This window comes from Sphingobium sp. Cam5-1 (genome assembly GCF_015693305.1).
Lineage (GTDB): Bacteria > Pseudomonadota > Alphaproteobacteria > Sphingomonadales > Sphingomonadaceae > Sphingobium.
In genome coordinates, this window is record NZ_CP065139.1 from 978,660 (window position 1) to 998,748 (window position 20,089).

Annotated in this window: 19 protein-coding genes and 1 riboswitch; of the genes, 5 read left to right on the forward strand and 14 right to left on the reverse strand. The window is 64.8% G+C overall.

Translation table 11 applies throughout. From position 1 onward, the window contains the following. Positions 1-20 precede the first annotated feature (20 nt). From IZV00_RS18435 to IZV00_RS18445, 3 genes are all read left to right on the forward strand, one after another. Positions 21-1,334: a YeaH/YhbH family protein gene (locus IZV00_RS18435; RefSeq protein ID WP_196227044.1), complete on the forward strand. Its 1,314-nt coding sequence runs from the start codon at positions 21-23 to the stop codon at positions 1,332-1,334. Next, a complete protein-coding gene (locus tag IZV00_RS18440) occupies positions 1,331-2,872 on the forward strand; it encodes a SpoVR family protein (RefSeq protein ID WP_196227045.1) in 1,542 nt (513 codons plus the stop codon). Before IZV00_RS18435 ends, IZV00_RS18440 begins: the two co-directional genes overlap by 4 nt. A gap of 204 nt (positions 2,873-3,076) precedes the next feature. Beyond that, positions 3,077-3,238: a hypothetical protein gene (locus IZV00_RS18445; RefSeq protein ID WP_230463429.1), complete on the forward strand. Its 162-nt coding sequence runs from the start codon at positions 3,077-3,079 to the stop codon at positions 3,236-3,238. A 13-nt stretch (positions 3,239-3,251) separates the two neighbouring features. Here the strand turns inward: IZV00_RS18445 and cobF are convergent, their stop codons facing one another. The 5 genes from cobF to cbiE are packed head-to-tail and all read right to left on the reverse strand — an operon-like array spanning position 3,252 to position 7,633. After that, positions 3,252-3,995, reverse strand: a complete 744-nt coding sequence (cobF, locus tag IZV00_RS18450) for a precorrin-6A synthase (deacetylating) (RefSeq protein WP_196227047.1) — start codon at positions 3,993-3,995, stop codon at positions 3,252-3,254. Continuing rightward, on the reverse strand, positions 3,992-5,299 hold the full coding sequence (locus IZV00_RS18455; protein WP_196227048.1) for a cobyrinate a,c-diamide synthase: 1,308 nt from the start codon (positions 5,297-5,299) through the stop codon (positions 3,992-3,994). Before IZV00_RS18455 ends, cobF begins: the two co-directional genes overlap by 4 nt. Then, a complete protein-coding gene (cobM, locus tag IZV00_RS18460; protein ID WP_196227049.1) occupies positions 5,296-6,081 on the reverse strand; it encodes a precorrin-4 C(11)-methyltransferase in 786 nt (261 codons plus the stop codon). The genes IZV00_RS18455 and cobM overlap by 4 nt, the downstream gene beginning before the upstream one ends. Beyond that, on the reverse strand, positions 6,078-6,434 hold the full coding sequence (locus tag IZV00_RS18465) for a cobalamin biosynthesis protein (protein ID WP_196227050.1): 357 nt from the start codon (positions 6,432-6,434) through the stop codon (positions 6,078-6,080). Before IZV00_RS18465 ends, cobM begins: the two co-directional genes overlap by 4 nt. Continuing rightward, the gene (cbiE, locus tag IZV00_RS18470; RefSeq protein ID WP_196227051.1) at positions 6,431-7,633 is read right to left on the reverse strand and encodes a precorrin-6y C5,15-methyltransferase (decarboxylating) subunit CbiE; all 1,203 of its coding nucleotides are present in this window, start codon (positions 7,631-7,633) and stop codon (positions 6,431-6,433) included. Before cbiE ends, IZV00_RS18465 begins: the two co-directional genes overlap by 4 nt. Between cbiE and IZV00_RS18475 the strand changes: the two genes are divergently transcribed. Then, entirely contained in the window at positions 7,632-8,381 is a 750-nt protein-coding gene (locus IZV00_RS18475; protein ID WP_196227052.1) for a cobalt-precorrin-6A reductase, read from the forward strand. The two genes, cbiE and IZV00_RS18475, sit on opposite strands and share 2 nt — an antisense overlap. Here the strand turns inward: IZV00_RS18475 and cobJ are convergent. From cobJ to IZV00_RS18495, 4 genes are read right to left on the reverse strand one after another with little or no spacing between them, the layout of a single operon-like run. Beyond that, positions 8,357-9,106: a precorrin-3B C(17)-methyltransferase gene (gene cobJ / locus IZV00_RS18480; RefSeq protein WP_196227053.1), complete on the reverse strand. Its 750-nt coding sequence runs from the start codon at positions 9,104-9,106 to the stop codon at positions 8,357-8,359. The two genes, IZV00_RS18475 and cobJ, sit on opposite strands and share 25 nt — an antisense overlap. Continuing rightward, complete coding sequence (gene cobI, locus IZV00_RS18485) at positions 9,103-9,825, reverse strand: precorrin-2 C(20)-methyltransferase (RefSeq protein ID WP_196227054.1); 723 nt, start codon at positions 9,823-9,825, stop codon at positions 9,103-9,105. Before cobI ends, cobJ begins: the two co-directional genes overlap by 4 nt. Further along, positions 9,822-10,451, reverse strand: a complete 630-nt coding sequence (locus IZV00_RS18490) for a precorrin-8X methylmutase (RefSeq protein ID WP_196227055.1) — start codon at positions 10,449-10,451, stop codon at positions 9,822-9,824. The genes cobI and IZV00_RS18490 overlap by 4 nt, the downstream gene beginning before the upstream one ends. Continuing rightward, complete coding sequence (locus tag IZV00_RS18495; RefSeq protein WP_196227531.1) at positions 10,451-11,506, reverse strand: cobalamin biosynthesis protein CobG; 1,056 nt, start codon at positions 11,504-11,506, stop codon at positions 10,451-10,453. The genes IZV00_RS18490 and IZV00_RS18495 overlap by 1 nt, the downstream gene beginning before the upstream one ends. Positions 11,507-11,737: 231 nt before the next feature. Further along, a riboswitch (cobalamin riboswitch) is annotated at positions 11,738-11,961 on the reverse strand. 130 nt (positions 11,962-12,091) lie between these two features. On the opposite strand from IZV00_RS18495, the gene IZV00_RS18500 reads away from it, so the two are divergent. Beyond that, positions 12,092-12,946, forward strand: a complete 855-nt coding sequence (locus IZV00_RS18500) for an alpha/beta fold hydrolase (protein ID WP_196227056.1) — start codon at positions 12,092-12,094, stop codon at positions 12,944-12,946. 113 nt (positions 12,947-13,059) lie between these two features. Here IZV00_RS18500 and bluB read toward each other — a convergent pair whose 3' ends face one another. From bluB to IZV00_RS18525, 5 genes are read right to left on the reverse strand one after another with little or no spacing between them, the layout of a single operon-like run. Beyond that, the gene (gene bluB / locus IZV00_RS18505; protein ID WP_196227057.1) at positions 13,060-13,698 is read right to left on the reverse strand and encodes a 5,6-dimethylbenzimidazole synthase; all 639 of its coding nucleotides are present in this window, start codon (positions 13,696-13,698) and stop codon (positions 13,060-13,062) included. 1 nt (position 13,699) lies between these two features. After that, positions 13,700-14,305, reverse strand: coding sequence for a cob(I)yrinic acid a,c-diamide adenosyltransferase (gene cobO, locus IZV00_RS18510; RefSeq protein ID WP_196227058.1), 606 nt, complete (start codon positions 14,303-14,305; stop codon positions 13,700-13,702). Beyond that, a complete protein-coding gene (gene cobN / locus IZV00_RS18515; protein ID WP_196227059.1) occupies positions 14,302-17,994 on the reverse strand; it encodes a cobaltochelatase subunit CobN in 3,693 nt (1,230 codons plus the stop codon). The genes cobO and cobN overlap by 4 nt, the downstream gene beginning before the upstream one ends. Continuing rightward, the gene (cobW, locus tag IZV00_RS18520) at positions 17,994-19,034 is read right to left on the reverse strand and encodes a cobalamin biosynthesis protein CobW (RefSeq protein ID WP_196227060.1); all 1,041 of its coding nucleotides are present in this window, start codon (positions 19,032-19,034) and stop codon (positions 17,994-17,996) included. The genes cobN and cobW overlap by 1 nt, the downstream gene beginning before the upstream one ends. Beyond that, positions 19,031-20,080 carry a HoxN/HupN/NixA family nickel/cobalt transporter gene (locus IZV00_RS18525; RefSeq protein ID WP_196227061.1) on the reverse strand — a complete coding sequence of 350 codons (1,050 nt, stop codon included), beginning with the start codon at positions 20,078-20,080 and terminating at the stop codon, positions 19,031-19,033. Before IZV00_RS18525 ends, cobW begins: the two co-directional genes overlap by 4 nt. Positions 20,081-20,089: the final 9 nt, after the last annotated feature.

Sequence of the window (20,089 nt, forward strand, 5' to 3'; positions counted from 1 at the left end):
ATGGAGGCGCTTGGCCCACCATGCACATAGTCGACAGACGGCTGAACCCAGGGGGCAAGAGCCTTGTCAACCGGCAACGGTTCCTGAGGAGGGCGAAGGCCTATGTCAGTCAGGCGGTGCGCGACAGCCTGAAGGACCGCAGCATCAAGGACCTCGCCGGAGAAGGCGAAATCACCATCCGCCGGGACGCGATCCACGAACCGACGCTGCACCGCGCGGCAAAGGGGGGCGACCGGGAACGCGTGCTGCCGGGCAATCGAGAGTTTCTGGAAGGCGACCGGATCAAGCGCCCCGATGGTGGCGGCGGCGGTGGCGGGGCACAGGCGGGGGAGGGCGAGGATGAGGATGATTTCCGCTTCGCGCTCAGCCGGGAGGAGTTTCTTGACCTGTTCCTCGACGATCTTGAACTGCCCGATATGGCCAAGAAGAAGCTGGTCGCGGGCAAGATAGAGGGGATACGCCGCGCGGGTTACTCCACGATCGGAAACCCGTCCAACCTGTCTGTTCCGCGCACGATGCAGAAGGCCATGTCCCGCCGCATCTCGCTGCGCCGTCCAAGTGGCCGCGACCTTAGCCGGATTGACGAGGCCATCGCCGAGATCGAGGGGCGTGCGGTGCCATTGCCCGACGATGCCGTGACGCTGGAAAGGCTGCGGGAGGAGCGGGTGCAGATCATTCGCCGCCGCAACCTCATCGCCTATATCGACCCTGTTGACCTACGCTTTCGCCGTTTCGAGCCTGTCCCCCGGCCCGTGGCTCAGGCGGTGATGTTCTGCCTGATGGACGTATCGGGTTCCATGACGGCGCATATGAAGGATCTCGCCAAGCGCTTCTTTGCGCTGCTGCACCTCTTCCTGTCGCGCTGTTACGAGCATGTCGATGTGGTGTTCATCCACCATACCGACCGTGCCGCCGAAGTGGACGAGGAAACCTTCTTCTACAGCACGGTGACGGGCGGGACGCTGGTATCAAGCGCGCTCGACAAGCTGATCGAGGTGGTGAAGGATCGGTACAGCCCGAGCGACTGGAACATCTATGTCGCGCAGGCTTCCGATGGAGACACGCTGGCGTCGGACAATGCGCGCGTGGCCAACCTGATGCAGAATGAAATCCTGCCCTTCTGCCAATATTTCGCCTATTTGGAAGTGGGTCGGGAAGAGTTCGCCTCTATCGAGGCTGCGACCTCCACCACGGGGCTTTGGGAAGCCTATGCACCCGTCAGTCAGGCGAACCGGCAATTCACCATGCGCAAGGTGTCACACCGGCGGGAAATATATCCGGTGTTCCGTGAGCTGTTCCAGCGGCGCGGCGTGGGTGAAAGGACGCCCGCTTGACGGGCGCGCGCGCACCCGCCCCGCTGTTCACCGGCAGCGACTGGGATTTCTCGTTGATCAATCGCATCTATGAAGTGATCGAGCCGATCGCGCTTCAGGAGATGAAGCTCAACATCTATCCCAATCAGATAGAGATCATCAGTGCCGAACAGATGCTGGATGCCTATTCGTCGATCGGCATGCCGCTATTTTACAAACATTGGTCGTTCGGCAAACAGTTCGTGACCAATGAGATGCTCTACCGCAAAGGGCTTCGTGGCCTAGCCTATGAGCTGGTGATCAACAGTGACCCGTGCATCAACTATCTGATGCAGGAAAACAGCGCGACCATGCAGACGCTGGTCATCGCTCATGCCGCCTTTGGGCATAACCACTTCTTCAAAAATAATTATGTCTTTCGCCAATGGACCGATGCGGAGGGCATTCTGGACTATCTGGAGTTCGCCAAAGGCTACATCGCCAGTTGCGAGGAGCGTTTTGGCCAGCTCGCCGTCGAGCGGGTGCTGGATGCTGCTCACGCGTTGATGAACCAGGGCGTGCATCGTTATCCGCGCATTCGTCCCCGCGATTTGAAGGCGGAGGCCGAACGGGAGGCGGAGCGCCAGGCCTATCGCGACCGTATCTATGATGATCTTTGGCGCACGGTGCCGGTTGGCGCGAAGGCGGCTGCCGTCCCCTCGGACGAGCGCCGCGCCGCGCTGGGCCTGCCGCAGGAAAATATCCTCTATTTCCTGGAAAAGACCGGGCCGCTGCTTCAAAGCTGGCAGCGCGAGATATTGCGCATCGTCCGCCTGATCGCCCAATATTTCTATCCCCAGCGCCAGACCAAGGCGATGAACGAGGGGTGTGCGACCTATACCCATTATCGCATCATGACGATCCTGCACGATCGCGGCTGGATCACCGATGGCGCTTTCATGGAGTTTATCCAGTCGCACACAGGCGTCGTCTATCAGCCGACGTTCGATTCCGGCCATTTCGGTGGCTTCAATCCCTATGCGCTGGGCTTTGGCATCATGTCCGACATTGAGCGGATTTGCATGGACCCGACGCCGGAGGATCGCGAATGGTTCAGCGACATTGCCGGTTCGCGTGATCCGGTGGAGGTGTTGAAGGATATCTGGGCCAATTATCGCGACGAAAGCTTCATATCGCAGTTCCTTAGCCCGCACCTTATCCGCCAGTGGCGCCTGTTCAAGCTGATCGACAAGGAAAGCGAGTCGGAACTGCGCGTCGATGCCATTCATGATGAGCGCGGCTATCGCCGTATCCGCCGCGCGCTGGCCCGCGAGCATGACATTGCCCGGCAGGAGCCCGATATTCAGGTGGTGGATGTCGATCTGGCGGGCGACCGCACGCTGATGCTGGAACATGCGGTCATCGACGGTGTGGTGCTGGATGCGTCCGATGCGGCAATGGTGTTGCAAAGCCTTGCCAATCTATGGGGTTATGAAGTGGCGCTAAGCGAAGTTCATGCCGAGAGCCGCAAGGAATTGAAAAGCCATCGTTGCCAGCCGCAGCAGGGCTGGATCGGCTGAAGCGGTGCGCCGTGGCGGCCAGCCCCCGGCGGCCCGAAGATTCCATTTCCAAAGCAGGGCGGAAAAGCGTAAATTCTGCCGCGTTTCGCGAGTGGCTCCAGCGATCGGTCGCATCTTGCGATGCATGGAGCGCTCAACAAGAAGCAGGAGAGCATTTTCATGACTCATGCCCTCAATGCACAAGAATGTCTTGAACGAGCCCGGATGCACGAACAGCTTGCGGCGACAACCGCCGATGCGTCTGCGCGGACCATGCATCAGGCAATGGCCGCGGAATTTCGCCGCCGCGCCGCGATGGGGACGATCGACGGAGTTAGCCCGGTGATCAGCAAACCGGTAATCGAGCTGACCGTCAACGCCGCCTGAGCCGCTTCTTTCGTCAGGCGTCCCGGCGCAGCAGATATACGTCCATGACCCATCCATGCCGATGGCGCAGCTGTGCCCGGCGGTCAATGATCGCTGGCCCCGTCACCGCCAAAGGCCCGTGGGCCAGCGACTGATGCTCCATGCCCAGATAGGCGCCCCACCAGATCGTCAGCCCCTCCGGCTCCAGCGTCTGGAATGCGCAATGCCCGTCCAGCATCACGACGGCATCGCGTATGCCGCCCGGCCAGCCCCGTTCGCGCAACTGGCGGCCGGTAGTGATCAGCACCGGATCGGCCAGCCGATTGAGGCAGATGCCATGCGCTGCTGTCAGCGCCTGAATGCTGGTGATGCCGGGCACGACGCTGATCTCGACCGATGGGCCAAGCCGCTCCGAGATCCGCAGGCTGCTGTCGTAGAGCGAAGGGTCGCCCCAGACGAGCAGCGCAACCGTGCCGCCATCGGGCAGGTGCAGGGCGATCTGCTCCATCCAGAGCGCGGCGATCGCGTCATGCCATTCTATGACCGCCTCGACATAGGCGGCCTGATCCGTTCGGGTGGGCATGTCGAACTCTGCGATGCGTGCCGGGCCGGTCAGTAGTTGCGCACAAATGGACCGGCGCAGGTCGATCAGGTCGGACTTGGCCTCTCCCTTGCGCGGCAGCAGGATCAGGTCAGCCTCGTTCATCGCCCGGATGGCGGCGAGCGTCAGATGATCGGGATTGCCTGTGCCGATGCCGATCAGGGATAAGCGGATCATGCGGCACCCGCGATCAGGTGGAAGAAGCTGCCCGTCACCCGTCCCCGGTGCGATCCGGACGCGGCAACAGGCGCGCCCGTTGCATCAGCGACATGGGCCAGCGGCTCGTCGGGTTGCTCGACGATCGTCGAATAGCGAAACTCATGCCCGCGCAAGGCCGCTCCCGCCTCATGGCCGCCCATCGGTGCCAGCAGCCGCGCTTGTCGATAGCCCAGTTGAAGCCGCCGCTCCGCGAAGCTGGAAACCAGCCCCAACAGTCCCGCCATCGCATGGGACTGCCCTTGCGCATCGATGATCGCCTGTCCCAACACCATATAGCCGCCGCATTCGCCGTGGATCGGACGGTCCTGTGCATGGCTGCGTAGTGCATCCAGAAACCGCGTGGCATTGGCGATCCGTGGCGCATGCAGTTCGGGATAGCCGCCGGGCAGCCAGATAGCGTCGGCCTGCGGGTCTGGTGCTTCATCAGCGAGCGGGGAGAAAGGCAATATCTCCGCCCCCGCCGCGCGCCATCCGCTCAAAATATGGGCATAGGTAAAGGAAAAGGCCGCGTCCTGCGCCAGCGCGATCCGCTGACCCGGCGGCGGGCAGCGATAGCGGGCTGCTGATGTGCCGGGCACCGCGTCGGCTACCTCTTGAAGAGCCGTAAGATCGACATGCGCCTCGACCAGATCGGCGATCATGTCGATGGCTTGCTCAACCTCTGGCTGCTCGCCTGACTGCACGAGGCCAAGGTGCCGTTCCGGGATGGACAAGGCATCGGATCGCGGGATCGCGCCGAGCACGGGCATGGCGATATCCTCCATCGCCTGTCGGATCATGGCCTCATGGCGCGGGCTGGCGATGCGGTTGAGGATAACGCCTGCCACCCGCACGTCCGGCCGCAGAATGCGGAAACCTTGCGCGATGGCGGCGGCCGACTGGCTCTGGCCCGACACATCGATGATCAGGATGACCGGCCAGCCAAGCCCCGCCGCTATGTCCGCGCTGCTCCCATTGCCGCTCGCGCCCCGCGCCGGTGCGCCGTCGAACAGGCCCATCACCCCCTCCGCGATGATCAGCTCCACGTCCGCCGCTTCACCTGCCAGACTATGGAGCAACGCCGCATCCATCGCCCAGCTGTCGAGGTTGAAGGCCGGGCGGCCACTCGCAAGCCGGTGATAGCCCGTGTCGATATAATCCGGCCCGCATTTATAGGGCTGAACGCACAGGCCCTGCCGCTTTAATGCTCTGAGCAGGCCGAGCGTGATGACCGTCTTGCCCGACCCGGATCGGGACGCGGCGATGAGGATGCCGGGCGTCATTCGTCCGATCCCGCGAAGCGCGATTGCGCCGTTGCGGGCCGAAATCGCCGATCATAGCCGGGCGCATAAAGCTGGCTTTCCGCAAAATCGCCCTCGCCCAGTACTGGTCCCACGAGAATGAGGGCGGTGCGTTCCGGCCTGCCTGCCGCCTGCTCCTCTATCGTGGTTAGCGTCCCGCGCACGATGAGTTGGTCCGGCCAGCTTGCCCGCCACACGATCGCCGCCGGGCAATCCCTGCCATAAAGCGGCGTGAGGTCCGCGACCACCTTCGCCAGATTGTGGACGGACAGGTGGATCGCCAACGTCGCGCCGGTCGCGCCAAAGGCCGCCAGCGTCTCGCCAGAAGGCATGGCGCTCGCTCGCCCCGGCGTGCGCGTGAGGACGAGCGACTGGCCCAGCCCCGGTAAAGTCAGCTCTGCCTCCAGCGCAGCCGCCGCCGCCGCGTAGGACGGAACGCCCGGCGTCACCGTATAACCGATGCCCAATGCCTTGAGGCGGCGAATCTGCTCGCCCATCGCCGACCAGATCGACAGGTCGCCTGAATGCAACCGCGCGACATCCTGCCCCGCCGCGTCCGCCTCTGCGATGATGGCCATGATCTCGTCCAGCGTCAGCGGCGCGCTGTTCACGATCCGCGCACCCGCTGGGCAATGATCGAGTAGCGCGCGCGGCACCAGCGACCCGGCACAGAGACACACGGGGGAGGCAGCGATCAGGTCGCGGCCGCGCAGTGTCAGCAGGTCGGGCGCTCCCGGCCCGGCGCCGATGAAATGGACGGTCATGGCGATATTCCTTGGGCCAGCGCGCAGGTGGCTTGGCCATCCGGCGAAATGATACGAGCGGCGATCAGCCGCGCGCCCGGCCCCGCTGCCGTCAGCGCGACCGCTTCGGCGACGCTGCCCGTGCCGTAAGCCGCCAGACTGGCGCTGGCGCGGGTGGGTGTGTCCATTCCCTCGATCGCGCAAGGATCGATCAGGATCAGCGGCAAGTCCAAGGTGCAGGCGAGGGGGGCAAGCAACGCTTTCTTATGCGCCAAGGTCGCCAGTGCAGTGACGCCAGCGCCATGTCCGTCCAGCGCCGCGCGCAAGGCTTGCTCGTTCGCTTCACTGCGACAGCCAAAGCCAGCGACGATCATAGCGTCACGCTCCACTGCACCAGCGGATAGGCGGCTTTCCACCCCCGCCGCGTGCCGATCGGCGCGGCGCTCGCCATCTCTATCCGCAGCAGTTCGCCGCCCAGCTGTTCCTGCCATCGGGCCAGCAGCGCTTCCGATTCCAGCGTCACCGCATTGGCGACGAGGCGTGTCCGCTCACCGGGCAGGGCGATGATCGCTTCCATCATCGCCTCGCTGAGCCCGCCGCCGATGAAGATCGCTTGCGGACGCACCCGTCCGTCCAGCACCGCCGGGGCTCGCCCTTCGACCAGCGTCAGCCGATCGACGCCCAGCCGCTGCGCATTGCCCTTCGCCCGCGCGGCGCGCATTGGGTCAGCCTCAAAAGCCAGCGCCTGGGTCGAAGCATGGCTGAGCAGCCACTCAATCGCGATTGATCCCGATCCCGCGCCGATGTCCCACAATGTCTCGCCCGGCCGGGGGGCAAGCGCCGACAGCGTCAGCGCGCGCACCGGCCGCTTGCTGATCTGCCCGTCATGGTCGAACCAGTCATCCGCCAGTCCGCTGACGCATGGCATCACTTCGCCACCCCCCGCCACGTCCACTCCGACAGCCACGGGATGCGCGATATCGTCAAAGGCGATTTGCTCGGCGAACGCCTGCCGGACCCGCTCGCGCGGCCCGCCCAGCGCTTCCATGATATGCAGCGTCGATGCGCCAAAGCCCGCCTCCGCCAAATAACGGCCAAGCGCCTGCACCGCCGCCCCATCACGCAGTAGTATGACGGCACGGCGCCCCGGCGCCAGCATGGGCCTCAACCGCGTAAATGGCGCGGCATGCAGGCCATGACAGGCGACATCCTGCAACGCCCAGCCCAGCCGCGAAGCCGCCAGCGAAGAACTCGACGGCGCCGGATGCGACACCCATTCCTCGGGCCGCAAATGCCGTGTGATGCTCACCCCCGCGCCGAACCAGAATGGGTCCCCCGACGCCAGCATCACCACCGGCTCCCCCCGCCGGGCAAGCAGCGCCTCCACGCCATCCTCAAAGGGCACTGGCCAGCTCAGCCGTTCCGCCCTAAGGGGTGGCAGCAGCGCCAGCTGGCGCGGCGCCCCGGTGATGATGCGAGCCTGTTTCAGTGCGGTGCGCGCAACGTCGGAAAGGCCCGCCGCCCCATCCTCGCCTATGCCGATGATCGTCAGCCAAGGACCTTCAGCTACCATGCGCCACATCCTGATCCTTGGCGGCACGACCGAAGCGAGCGCGCTGGCGAAGGCCCTTGCCGAACGCGGTGAGCGCGCCATGTTGAGCTATGCCGGACGCACCGGCAACCCGCGCGCGCAGCCGGTGCCGGTGCGCGTCGGCGGCTTTGGCGGTGCTGCTGGATTGGCGGCGTTCCTGAAGGAGGGCGAGTTCACCCACCTCATCGACGCGACCCACCCCTTCGCCGCGATGATCAGCGCCAATGCCGCCGCCGCCGCGCGAGAGGCGGGGGTGGCCCATCTGATCCTCACCCGCCCGGAATGGCAAGCGGGGGAGGGTGACCGCTGGACCCATGTTCCTGATATTACGGGCGCTGTCGGAGCGTTGGACGGCACGCCCCGGCGCGTCATGCTGGCGCTCGGCCGCATGCATGTCGAAGCCTTCGCCGCCCAGCCACAGCATCATTATCTGCTCCGCTTCGTCGATGCGCCCGAAGCGCCGCCCGCGCTGCCGAACCATCATCTGCTGGTCGATCGCGGCCCCTTCACGCTGGACGGCGATCTCGCCCTGATGCGCGCGCATGCCATCGACCTCATCGTCGCCAAAAATGCCGGAGGGGAGGGCGCCCGCGCGAAGATTGACGCGGCGCGAACGCTGGGCCTGCCCGTCCTCATGATCGACCGGCCCGCGCTGCCGCAGGCGCAAGCCGTCCATGACATAAGCGATGTGCTGGCTTGGATCGATCATTCGGCCCATCGTGGCGTATAGAGGATCGGGCGGGACGCTCCTTTGATCAGGCGCGTGCTGCTCGACCCGACGATCACCATCGTCCGCATATCCGCCATCTTTGGCTCTGCCTCGCCCAGCGTCACGACCCGCAATTGCTCCTCCGGCATTGATACCGCGCGGGCAAAGAGGATCAGCCTGTCCCCGCCACATTCCTCCCGCAACACATCCAGCGTCCGCGCAAAGCCATCGGGCCGCGCCTTTGACCGGGGATTGTAGAAGGCCATCGCGAAGTCAGCTTGTGAAGCGAGGCGTAGCCGCCGCTCGATCAGCGCCCAAGGCTTCAGATTATCCGACAGGTTGATCGCGCAAAAATCATGGCCTAGCGGCGCACCTGCCCGCGCCGCGGCGGCCAGCATGGCGGTGATCCCCGGCAGCACGCGAATGTCGATCGCGCGCCACGCGCGCGGCCCTGCCTCCAACGCCTCGAACAGTGCCGAAGCCATCGCAAATACGCCCGGATCGCCGGACGAAGCCACCACCACGCGCCGTCCCGCCGTCGCCATCTCCAGCGCATGAGCGGCCCGTTCAAGCTCCACCCGATTGTCCGAAGCATGACGGACAAGGCCCGCCCGATCCGCGACCCGCGCGACATAGGGTGCATAGCCCACCAGATCGGTCGCCTCGGCCAGCGCCTGCGTCACCTCCGGTGTCGCCATTGCGTCAGCGCCCGGGCCGAGGCCCGCTACCGCAACCCATCCGCTCATGGCCGCCGACCCTGACCATGGATCAGCAGGATGGAAAAATAGCTGGTGATCGCCTCCGCCTCGGCCAGCGGGGTGATCTTCTGATCCGCCATCGTCGCATATTCAACCAACCAGGCGCAGTTCTGCTTGCCTGCCGCCTCCACTGCGCGACGGAGCTTGGCCAGATTGCGGCCGATCTTCATGACGACCAGCGCATTGCTGTCATGGATGCGGCGGGCCAGTTCCTCTTCGGGCAGGGTCGCCATCAGCACCGTGAGTACATCGTCGCCCCAGCTGATCGGCGTCCCGCTCGCGGTCCAGGCGCCCGACATCCCGGTGATGCCGGGCACGATCCGTACGGGCGCGAGTGGCGACAGGCGGCTGTGCAGATGCATGAAGCTGCCGTAGAAAAAGGGGTCGCCCTCGCACAGCACGACCACATCCTCGCCCGCCGCTGCCAGTTCATGCAGATGCGCGGTGCATTCGGCGTAAAAGGCGGAGAGGCACTGATTATAGCGCGGATCGCTGACTGGAATTTCGGTCGTCACCGGATATTCCATCGCATATTCGACCGCGTCGGGGCGCAGCAGCCCCTCGACGATTTTTCGCGCATGGCCGTGACGGCCGGGCTTGCGGAAATAGGCTATGTGGCGCACCTCGCGGATCAGTCGGTCGGCGCGCACGCTCATCAGGTCCTGCGCGCCCGGGCCTAGCCCCACGCCGTGGATCGTCCCGCTCATTCCGCCGCACTCGCCAGCGCGTTGACGGCCGCGACTGTGATCGCGCTGCCGCCCAGCCGCCCTTCGACGATGCAGCAGGGGGCGGGCTGGCTCTCCCACAGCGCCTGTTTCGATTCCGCCGCTCCGACGAAACCGACCGGACAGCCGATGATCGCCGCCGGGCGCGGGCAGGTGGGGTCTTCCAGCATGTTGAGCAAGTGGAACAGCGCGGTCGGGGCGTTGCCGATGGCGACCACTGCTCCCGCCAGATGGGGACGCCACAGCTCCAGCGCCGCCGCCGATCGGGTGTTCGCCACTGACCGGGCGAGATCGGGCACTTGAGGATCGTTCAGGGTGCAGATGATGGCATTGCCAGCGGGCAGACGCGCGCGCGTAATCCCCTCCGACACCATCCGCGCGTCACACAGGATCGGCGCGCCAGCCTCCAGCGCCGTGATTGCCGAACCGGCAAAACCCGGTGAAAAGCGGATATGCGGCGCGAGGCCGACCATGCCCGCCGCATGGATCATCCGCACGGCAACCCGCTCTTCCTCTGCCGCAAAGCGGTCGAGCGCCGCCTCAGCCCGGATCATGCGGAAGGACTGGCGATAGATTTCCGCGCCGTCGGTTTCATAGAGATGCGGCATCAATTGGCTCCGAAGAGGGCGAGTATCTGATCGGGCGACAGGCCCGTTTGCAGCGGCGGCGCACCCGCGCACGCATTGCGGCTAATGTCGAAGCGCCCGTCACGCCCGGTGAGGACCACCGCCGCCTGCGAAGGCCGGGCGCAACCCTTGGCGCAACCCGAAACATGAAGTCCGCGAACATGCGGCGCCAGCCGAGCGGCCAGATCGCGCGTGGCGACGCTTGCCTGCGGGCAGGCTGGCGCACCAGGACAGCGATCGGCGGAAAGGCGCGGATCGGCCGGATCATCGGACGGAGCGCCGCTGCCTTCCAGCACCAGTCCACGCCAGGGGGTAAGCCGGACAGCCTCCGTCCCTCGCTCCATCGCGGCAAGAAGCGCAGCCGCCTCGATCCTGCCGAAGGGCGCTGCACGAAAAGGGCCGGGCGCAGCGGACAGGGCGGCAGCGCAGGACCGGGCGGGGGCAGGGGACTTAGTCGCTACGTTAGGGAGCGGGGCCGAATGCCGCGCCATGCGCCCCGCCTGCGCGCCACCGCTGGCCACGAACCAATGGGCATGACGGATCAACCCCTCGGCCGCGTCCTCTGCACTCAGGGCCACGCCATGCGTGCGCCCGTCAGCGCGCAGGATCAGCGTGCCGCTCGTCCCTCTTTCGATCCGGAAATCAGCCGGAACATCGCTAAGCACCGGAGCAGGCCCCGCATCGATCGCAAAGCCGACCTTCGCGGGCAGGTCGGGCAGCTCGTCCATGCGCGCGATCAAGGCAGCGGCTATGACGGCGCTATCGTCACCCGGCGACCAGTCGGGGTTGATTAGGACAGGAATCTGCCTGTCCCGATCCGCATCGGCGTGCGTCAACCCCAGCGCGACGAGCCTCTCCATCAATGCGCCGTGGCCTGCCTCGTTCACGCCCCTGATCTGCAACGCGGCGCGATTGGTGATGTCGATATGGCCATTGCCCAGCGCGATGGCGGCCTTGCAAAGCCCTACCGCCTGCGCCCGGCTCATCCGGCCCAGCGCCGGGCGCACCCGGACCAGCAGCCCGTCGCCCGCCATCATCGGGCGCCACGCCGTCGGGCACCAGCCGCGCACGCGATGGGCCGGGCGTGGGCCAGCGTCGGCACTTCGCGCCTGCTCCTGCATTGCTCCTGCACTCCCCGCACCAGCGCCACGACACACGGGCGGCATGCGCAGGTAGGCGGACAGGCCGCACGCCTGCACGGCCGCAGCCGCACGAAATTCGTCGCTCAAACGGAGAACCGAGCCGTGACCATCCCCTGGATCATGGCAAGAGCGACCTTTGCTCCGGCAGGTCTCCTGGCTTGCGGGTCATAGCTTGGCATGGGGCCTTCCCGGATTGCTCCAGTGGCTGGCCGTCCTTTCTCGGGACTGGCCGGTCCATGCCTCGCTCGCCGCTCACAGTTGCAGGGACAGCCGCGGATTAGGGAGGAAACCCTCCCGCACCGCGTTCCCATTTAAGCCCCTTGCGGGGCACCGGCGCGATCGATGAACCGGGATGAACCCGGCTCGATGCGCTTCATAGGAGGGATGCGGGCGAAAGGGAAGTGGCCAAGGGCCGCTTCCTTGCCTCGGCGGGCCGTCGAAGCTAGGCCGTCATCAAAGACAGCAAATGGAGAGGACAAGATGAGCGATTTCAGCTTTGAAGCGACCAGCCGCTTTCTGGAAACGGATAAGGGACGGCTCCATTATCATGAAGCCGGATCGGGTCCCGCGCTGCTGCTGCTCCACGGGTCCGGCCCTGGCGTCACTGGCTGGGCCAATTTTCAGGGCAATCTGCCTTTCTTCTCCCAGCATTTCCGCACCATCATTCTTGACGCGCCCGGCTATGGCAAGAGTGATCCGGTGGATGGCGACCCGGTCGGCGTGGCGCGTGACGCGGTTGTCGCGTTGATGGACGGCCTTGGCATCGATCGCGCCCATGTCGTGGGCAACAGCTATGGCGGCATCGTCGGCGGGCATCTGGCGGCGTCCCATCCCGACCGCGTGCTGCGCTACATCACGATCGGCGGCATCGGCTTCAACGTCACCTCGACCTTTCCCAATGAAGGGCTGACCCGCCTCGTCGATTTCATCGAAGACCCGACGCGGGAGAATATCATCGCCTGGCTGGAATCGATGGTCTACGACAAGTCGATCATCACCGATGAGCTGATCGACATGCGCTACAAGGCGGCGCTGGAGCCGGTGACGATGGAAAGCAGCCGCAAGCTGTACACGCGCGCTGCGCTGGGCTTCATTGCCCAGTCGATGAGTGGTCCGGGCGTGTCGCAGCGGATCGACTATCTCGGCAGGATACAGGCACCGACGCTGATCATGTGGGGCCGGGATGACAAGGTTAGCCCGCTCGACGGTGCGCTGTTGCCGATGCGCATCATCCCCAATGCGGAGTTGCACGTGTTTCCGCGCTGCGGCCATTGGACGATGATCGAGCACAAGGACCGGTTTGAAGCGTTGGCTCTGGATTTCTTGCGGGGGTGAACAGCTAATCTCTCCCCGTTCGCCCTGAGCCTGTCGAAGGGCTTTTCTTTCTTTCAAGAAGGAGTGGGCTTCGACAGGCTCAGCCCGAACGGGCAGGGGTGTGGGCGCAATCCCTAACGCCGCACCACGACCGAATGCCAGTCCGTGCGCTGCTCCCATCCCCGCCGCTCCAGTTCCGGCACATCTTCCTCGCTCATCGGCCGCCCAAGGCACAGCAGCCCCAGACACTCCCACCCAACCGGAATATCCAGCATCGCGTTCACGCCTTCCGGTTCCATGATCGACACCCACCCCATGCCGATCCGCCGCGTCTGCGCCGCCAGCCACAGCGTATGGACCGCCATGACGCAGCTATAGCGCCGCGCCTCGGGCATTGTGACGGCGCCCAGATGATGGCCGGTCTCCGTCCCATCGTCGCAATAGACGGCGAACAATACCGGCGCCTCACGCAGCCCATGCAGTTTCAGGCTGCGATAGAGCCGGTCCTGATCCCCGTCATATTCCTTGCCCGCTTCCCGCACCTGGTGGTCGACATGGCACGCCAGCCCCTCGCGCAACTCCGCCGTCTCGATCCGCACGAAACGCCACGGCTGCGACAATCCCACCGACGGCGCGCGATGCGCCATGCTGAGCAGCCATTCGACGTCCGCCTCGTCGATCGGATCAGTCCTGAAATGGCGAATGTCCCGCCGCGCCCGCACCAGCGCCTCGAACTGCGCGCTGTCGATCGGGGTGATGGCGGGTCGGCTCATGTCAATATTCAATCCCTGCCTGCGCCTTCACGCCGCTGCGGAAGGGGTGCTTGACCAGTGTCATCTCGGTCACGAGGTCCGCCGCCTCGATCAAAGCCTCGGGCGCGTTGCGGCCAGTGATAAGGACATGCTTCATCTCGGCCCTGTTGGTCACGGCCTCCACCACCTCATCAACGGGCAGATAGTCGTAGCGCAGGACGATATTAAGCTCATCTGCCAGCACCATATCATAGGCGGGATCGGCGATCATCCGCTTTACCTCGTCCCATGCTTCGCGGGCGAGCGCAATGTCGCGGGTCTTGTCCTGCGTGTTCCAGGTGAAACCTTCGCCCATGGGCTTGAACGTGACATTATCAGGGAACGCATCGAACACCGCTTTTTCTCCGGTAGTCATCGCGCCTTTCACGAACTGGACGACGCCCACGCGCTTGCCATGGCCGATGGCGCGGACGACCATACCGAGCGCGGCGGTCGTCTTACCCTTGCCCTTGCCGGTATGGACGATCAGCAGGCCTTTTTCCTGTGTCTTGGTCGCCATGATCTTGTCATGGGCGGCCTGTTTCTTCTTCATCTTTTCGGCATGTTGTTCCGGCGTGCGTTCGATCATGATGGGTCCTTCAGTTGGGCGAGGAGCATGGCCGCGCTGTTCGACCGTGGCCGCCACAGCCCCCGGTCCAGCGCCTCGTGGAGGCGGGCGGCAGTCTCGCGCAGCGCGGCGGGGTTGGCTTCGTGCATGAAGGCGCGCACCGCTTCATCCTCGATAAAGGCGGCGTGGACGGCGTCGAAATGATGGTCCTTCACGCCATGGGTCGTCGCGGCAAAGGCGAAGAGATAATCGACCGATGCAGCGATCTCGAACGCGCCCTTGTAGCCGTGGCGCATCATGCCCGCGATCCATTTGGGGTTGGTGACGCGAGCCCGCACCACCCGGCCGATCTCGTCCTCCAGCGTGCGGACGACGGGCCGCTCCGGCCTGCTATGGTCATTATGATAGCTGAGCGGCTTGCGGCCTGACAAATGTTCGACAGCCGCCGCGATCCCGCCTTCGAACTGATAATAATCGTCGCTGTCGAGCAGGTCATGCTCGCGATTGTCTTGATTCTGGATGAGGGCGTCGGCCTCGGTCAGCCGCTGTGCGAACAATCCCCGTTCCGCATCGCCCTCTACCCCGCCGCCATAGGCATAGCCGCCCCAATCCAGATAGATGTTCGCAAGATCCGATCGATCATGCCACAGCCGCTCGTCGATCATCGCCTGCAAACCCGCGCCATAAGCGCCCGGCTTCGATCCAAAAACGCGAGCGCCTGCGCGGCGCAGCGCGGCTTTTTCAGCCGTCCCCTCCGCCATGAGCGCCGCGGCCTCCGCGCGATTACGGGCGGCGGCCGGGTTGTCCTCGTCCGGCTCATCCAGCGCCATGACGGCACGGGCAGCGCTGTCGATCAGGTCGATCTGTTCCGGAAAGGCATCGCGGAAAAATCCCGACACACGCAGCGTCACGTCCACGCGCGGCCGGTTCAGCTCGGCGATCGTCATCACCTCAAAGCCAACAACCCGACCCGAAGCCCATTCCCATCGCGGCCGCACGCCCATCAGCGCCAGCGCCTGCGCGATGTCATCACCGCCCGTACGCATGTTCGCCGTGCCCCATGCCGACAGGGCGATTGCGCGCGGATAATCCCCCTCGCGCTGGAGATAGTCCTGCACGACCAGTTCCGCCGACTTCTGCCCCAAGTTCCACGCCGCGACGGTCGGCACCGCGCGCGTATCGACCGAATAGAAATTGCGCCCCGTCGGCAGCACATCGGGCCGCCCCCGCGCCGGCGCACCGGAAGGACCGGGCAACACAAACCGCCCATCCAGCGCCTGAAGCAGCGCAGCCTTCTCCGCCCCGCCGCAAGCATCCACGCGGGGACCAAGGTCGCTGCGTATCACCTCCAGAACGCGCGCGCTGGACGGCCCCGGCGCGGCATCGCCTGTGTCGATCAACTGCATGGCATAGAGTTCCAGCCGCTCGACCGTATCCCCCGTGCTGCGCCAGAGGTCCATCGTCAGACCGCCCAGCACCTCCGGCCTAGGCCCTTCCCAAGGCACCCCCATCCCGCAGTCGATTGGGTCAAATGCCAACGCCAGATCATCCGCCAGCGCTCGCAGCAGCGATTGCTGTCCTTCGTCCAACCCCCTGGGGCAGCGGGCGAGCGCGATCAGCAGGTCGCGGCGCAGCACGCCTTCGGGCGATCGGGTAAAGACATGCAGCCCATCGCGGATCTGCATTTCCTTGAGTTCACACAGATAGTTGTCGATCGCCGCCAGCGCATCATCGCCGCTCCCTTGCGCCCCCGCATCCTTGTCCAGCCCCTGCGCGGCGGCCAGCGCCAATATGTCCCGCCGCAACGTCTCCAACCTGCGCGGGTCCATCCCCGCCGCCAGATAATATTCATCGACCAGCGCCTCCAGTTCCTTGAGCGGCCCATAGGTCTCGGCCCGCGTCAGCGGAGGCGTCAGATGGTCGATGATGCATGCGCCGATGCGCCGCTTCGCCTGCGTCCCTTCGCCCGGATCATTGACGATGAAGGGATAGATTTGCGGGATCGGCCCCGCGCAGATTTCGGGAAAACAGCTTTCCGACAGCGCGATGGCCTTGCCGGGCAGCCATTCCAGATTGCCATGCTTGCCCACATGCACGACCGCGTGGACGCCAAATTCCTGCGCCAGCCAGATGTGAAAAGCGAGATAGGCGTGCGGCGGCGGCAGCGCCGGATCATGATAGCTGCTCTTCGGATCAACATCATAGCCGCGCGAAGGCTGCACCGCGACTGCGACATGGCCGAAGCGATGCACACGCAGCTGGAAGGCGCCGCCTTTGCAGGAAGGATCGTCCTGCGGCTCCCCCCACCGGTCCGTCACTGCTCGGCGAACGCTTTCAGGCAAGCGCATGAATGCGGTGCGATAGTCAGACAGCGGCAGCGCGCAGGTCGCCTCGCCCCCTATCATCAACTTCATCAGCGCCGCGCCTTCGGTAGGCGCATCGCCGACCGCATAGCCAGCTTCACCAAGCGCCCCCAGGATCGCTGCCGCACTTTCCGGGGTGTCCAGCCCTACGCCATTGCCGATGCGTCCATCCCTGTTGGGATAGTTGGCAAGCACCAGCGCTACCCGCCGCTCGCCTGTCGGAGTGCGACGCAGCTTTGCCCAATTTCCAGCCAGCTCGGCAACGAAGCGCACTCTGTCCGCCAGCACCTGCGGTACGATGATGCTGCATTCGGTGCGCGCGTCGAACCGCGCCACCGCCTTGAAGGCGACTGCGCGCGTGAAGATCCGCCCGTCCACCTCTGGCAGGGCGATGTGCATCGCCAGATCGCGCGGCCCCAAGCCTCGCGCGCTGTCCTGCCACGCCGACTGTTCAGCGCTGGCAAACATCGTCTGAAGGACGGGACAGTCCGCCTGCTCCAATATCGACGGTGCGCGCGGCTCGCCCGGCGCGGACGCGGCGAAGGCTGTGGCGTTCAGGATGACATCCGGACGCACCGCGCCCATCACCCCTTCGAGGAAATTCCGCGCAAAGGGTTCGCGCAACGCCCGCACATGCACGGCCATCACATTTAGCCCCGCCGCGCGCAGTCCCGCGATCATCGCGTCCACCGCTTCCAGCGTCCCAGCGATTAGCAGCGCGCGATAGAAGAGGAACAGCACCGTCAGCTGCCCATCTGTCCAATCCGCTTTTACCTGATCCAGCACCGGACGTTCGACACCGCGCAAATACAGCCCTGCGTCTGCGACCGGCACCGGCGGGTCGGCATAGCCCGCATCCAACCCTGCGATCCCCGCCGCCGTCTTCAGGAAAGCCATCGCGTTGGCGATACCTCCCTGCCGCAGATAATCCCTGAGCAGATCGCATGTCGCAGGCCGCAGGGTGGAGGCGAGCCGCAGTTCCGGATCATCCTCCCGCCCGTCGGCGATGGCCGCAAAGGCTATGCCCTTATCCCGCGCGACATTGGCAATTTCCTCAATGCCATAGGGCCAGTAGCTTTTGCCGCCCAGCAAGACGACGCAGACGAATTTAGCGTGGGCAATCACCTTCTCGACATATAGGTCGACCGAATAGGGATGCCTGAGTTGCAGCAGGTTGGCGAGCCGGATCGAAGGCGCGCCATCGCCCAGCATCGCCGCAGCGCTCGCGAAGCAGGCAAGGTCGCTGTCCGCCACGGTCAGCAGCACGATGTCGCCCGGCGATTGGCCAAGGTCAATGGCTTCGTCCCCGTTGGAGACGGTGCCGGGCGTGGCGGTCAGCAAATGCATCAGGCGGTCGCCAACTGTCCCGACAGTGCGGCTTCGATGGCGGCGCGATCCAATCCTGCCTGGCCGATCACCACCAGCCGGGACGCACGCGATTCGCCCGCCTGCCATTGGCGGTCGAAATGATGCTGGACGCGCGGCCCCACCGCCTGGATGACCAGTCGCGCGGGTCGTCCTGCGACTGCGATGAAGCCCTTTAAGCGGAGGATGTCATGATCGGCGATGACCCGCTCCAGAGCCGCGGGCAGCCGCGCGGGATCGTCTATTTCGTTTAGATCAAGGACGAAACTGTCGAAATCCTCATGATCATGATCCTCCTCATCGTCATGATGAGACGGTCGCGCGTCGATATGTTCTTCAACGCCGATGCCCAGGCCAAGCAGGATGGCGGGATCGATCTCGCCGCGCGCGGTGCGAACGACGCGGACGCCGGGCCGCACTTCGCCGCCCAGCTGTTGCTCCAGTTGGTTGAGCTTCTCCGGCGCGACCAGGTCGGTCTTGTTCAGCAACACCAGATCGGCGCAAGCCAGCTGGTCTTCGAACAGCTCCTCAATGGGGCTGTCATGGTCCAGCGTCGGGTCCGCCGCCCGCGCGGCGGCCAGCGCCGCCTCGTCATGCGCAAAGCGCCCCGCCGCCAGAGCGTCCGCATCGATGAGCGCGATGACGCCGTCTACCGTCGCCCGCGTCCGAATATCGGGCCACTGAAACGCCTTGACCAGCGGCTTGGGCAGGGCAAGGCCCGACGTCTCGATGATGATATGATCGGGCGGCACATCCCGGTCCAGCAGCCGCTGCATGGTAGGCAGGAAATCGTCCGCCACGGTGCAGCAGATGCAGCCATTGGCCAGCTCGATAATGTCGTCATCCGGACAGGCTTCATCGCCGCATCCCTTCACCAGCGATCCATCGACACCGACGTCGCCAAATTCGTTGATGATGAGCGCCAGCCGCCGTCCGCCCGCATTCTCGATCAAATGGCGGATCAGCGTCGTCTTTCCGGCACCCAGAAATCCGGTAATGACGGTAGCAGGAACCTTGCTCATAAAGTCTGTCCTTGATTGGAGAGGGGTACTTCGATCTCGTCGAAGCGCTTCCAGCGGTAGATGAACCAGCTCACCAGCCAGCAGGCGGCGAACAGGCCGATGATGAAGAAGCCCAGGCTATTGAAATGCTCGCCCAGATCGGCGGCCACCGACCAGACGCCGCCGGTCAGGCCCAGCTTGTCGCCCAGCAGCGCCGCCGCCTCGATCCCGCCAATGACGATCGCGACCAGCGCCGACACCGATGTGATGGTGATATTATAGTAGAGCTTGCGGATTGGCTTCACGAACGCCCATTGATAGGCGCCCATCATCAGCGCCCCGTCCGCCGTGTCTATGAGCGCCATGCCCGCCGCGAACAGCAGGGGGAAGATCAGCACCGTCGCGATCGATAGCCCGCTTGCCGCCTGTCCTGCAGACAGGCCGAGGATGGCGACTTCGGTCGCCGTGTCGAACCCCAGACCGAACAGGAACCCCAGCGGCGCCATGTGCCAGCTGCGCGTGACCAGCCGGAACAGCGGCCGGAACAGGCGGGCAAGAAAACCCCGGTTGCCCAGTAAAATATCCATATCCTCATCGGCATAGGCGCCGCCGCTGCGAACATGGTTAAATGTCTTCAGAACCGATCGCAGGATCATCAGGTTCATCGCGGCAATGGCGAACAGGAATGTGGCGGAGATGATCGTCGCGATCGTTCCGCCAATCTCGCCCGCCGCCTCCACGCTGCTCAGCGCACTGGCGGCGAAAGCGATTCCGACGGCGGCGATCAGCACGATCCCGCTATGCCCGATCGCGAACCAAAGGCCGACGGTCAGCGGTTGCTGCCCATCCTGCATCAGCTTACGGGTCACATTGTCGATCGCGGCGATATGGTCGGCATCGACTGCGTGGCGCAGGCCCAGGCTCCAGGCGAGCAGGGCGGTGCCCAGCATCATCGTGTCGCCCGCAAAGATCAGCGAGGCGCACAGCCACAACGCGATGTTGGCGGCGATCAACGCGCCGAATATGAAAGTGGCGCGTCGTCGCAGCGCCGGAAATTGCATGGCCATAAAAGCATG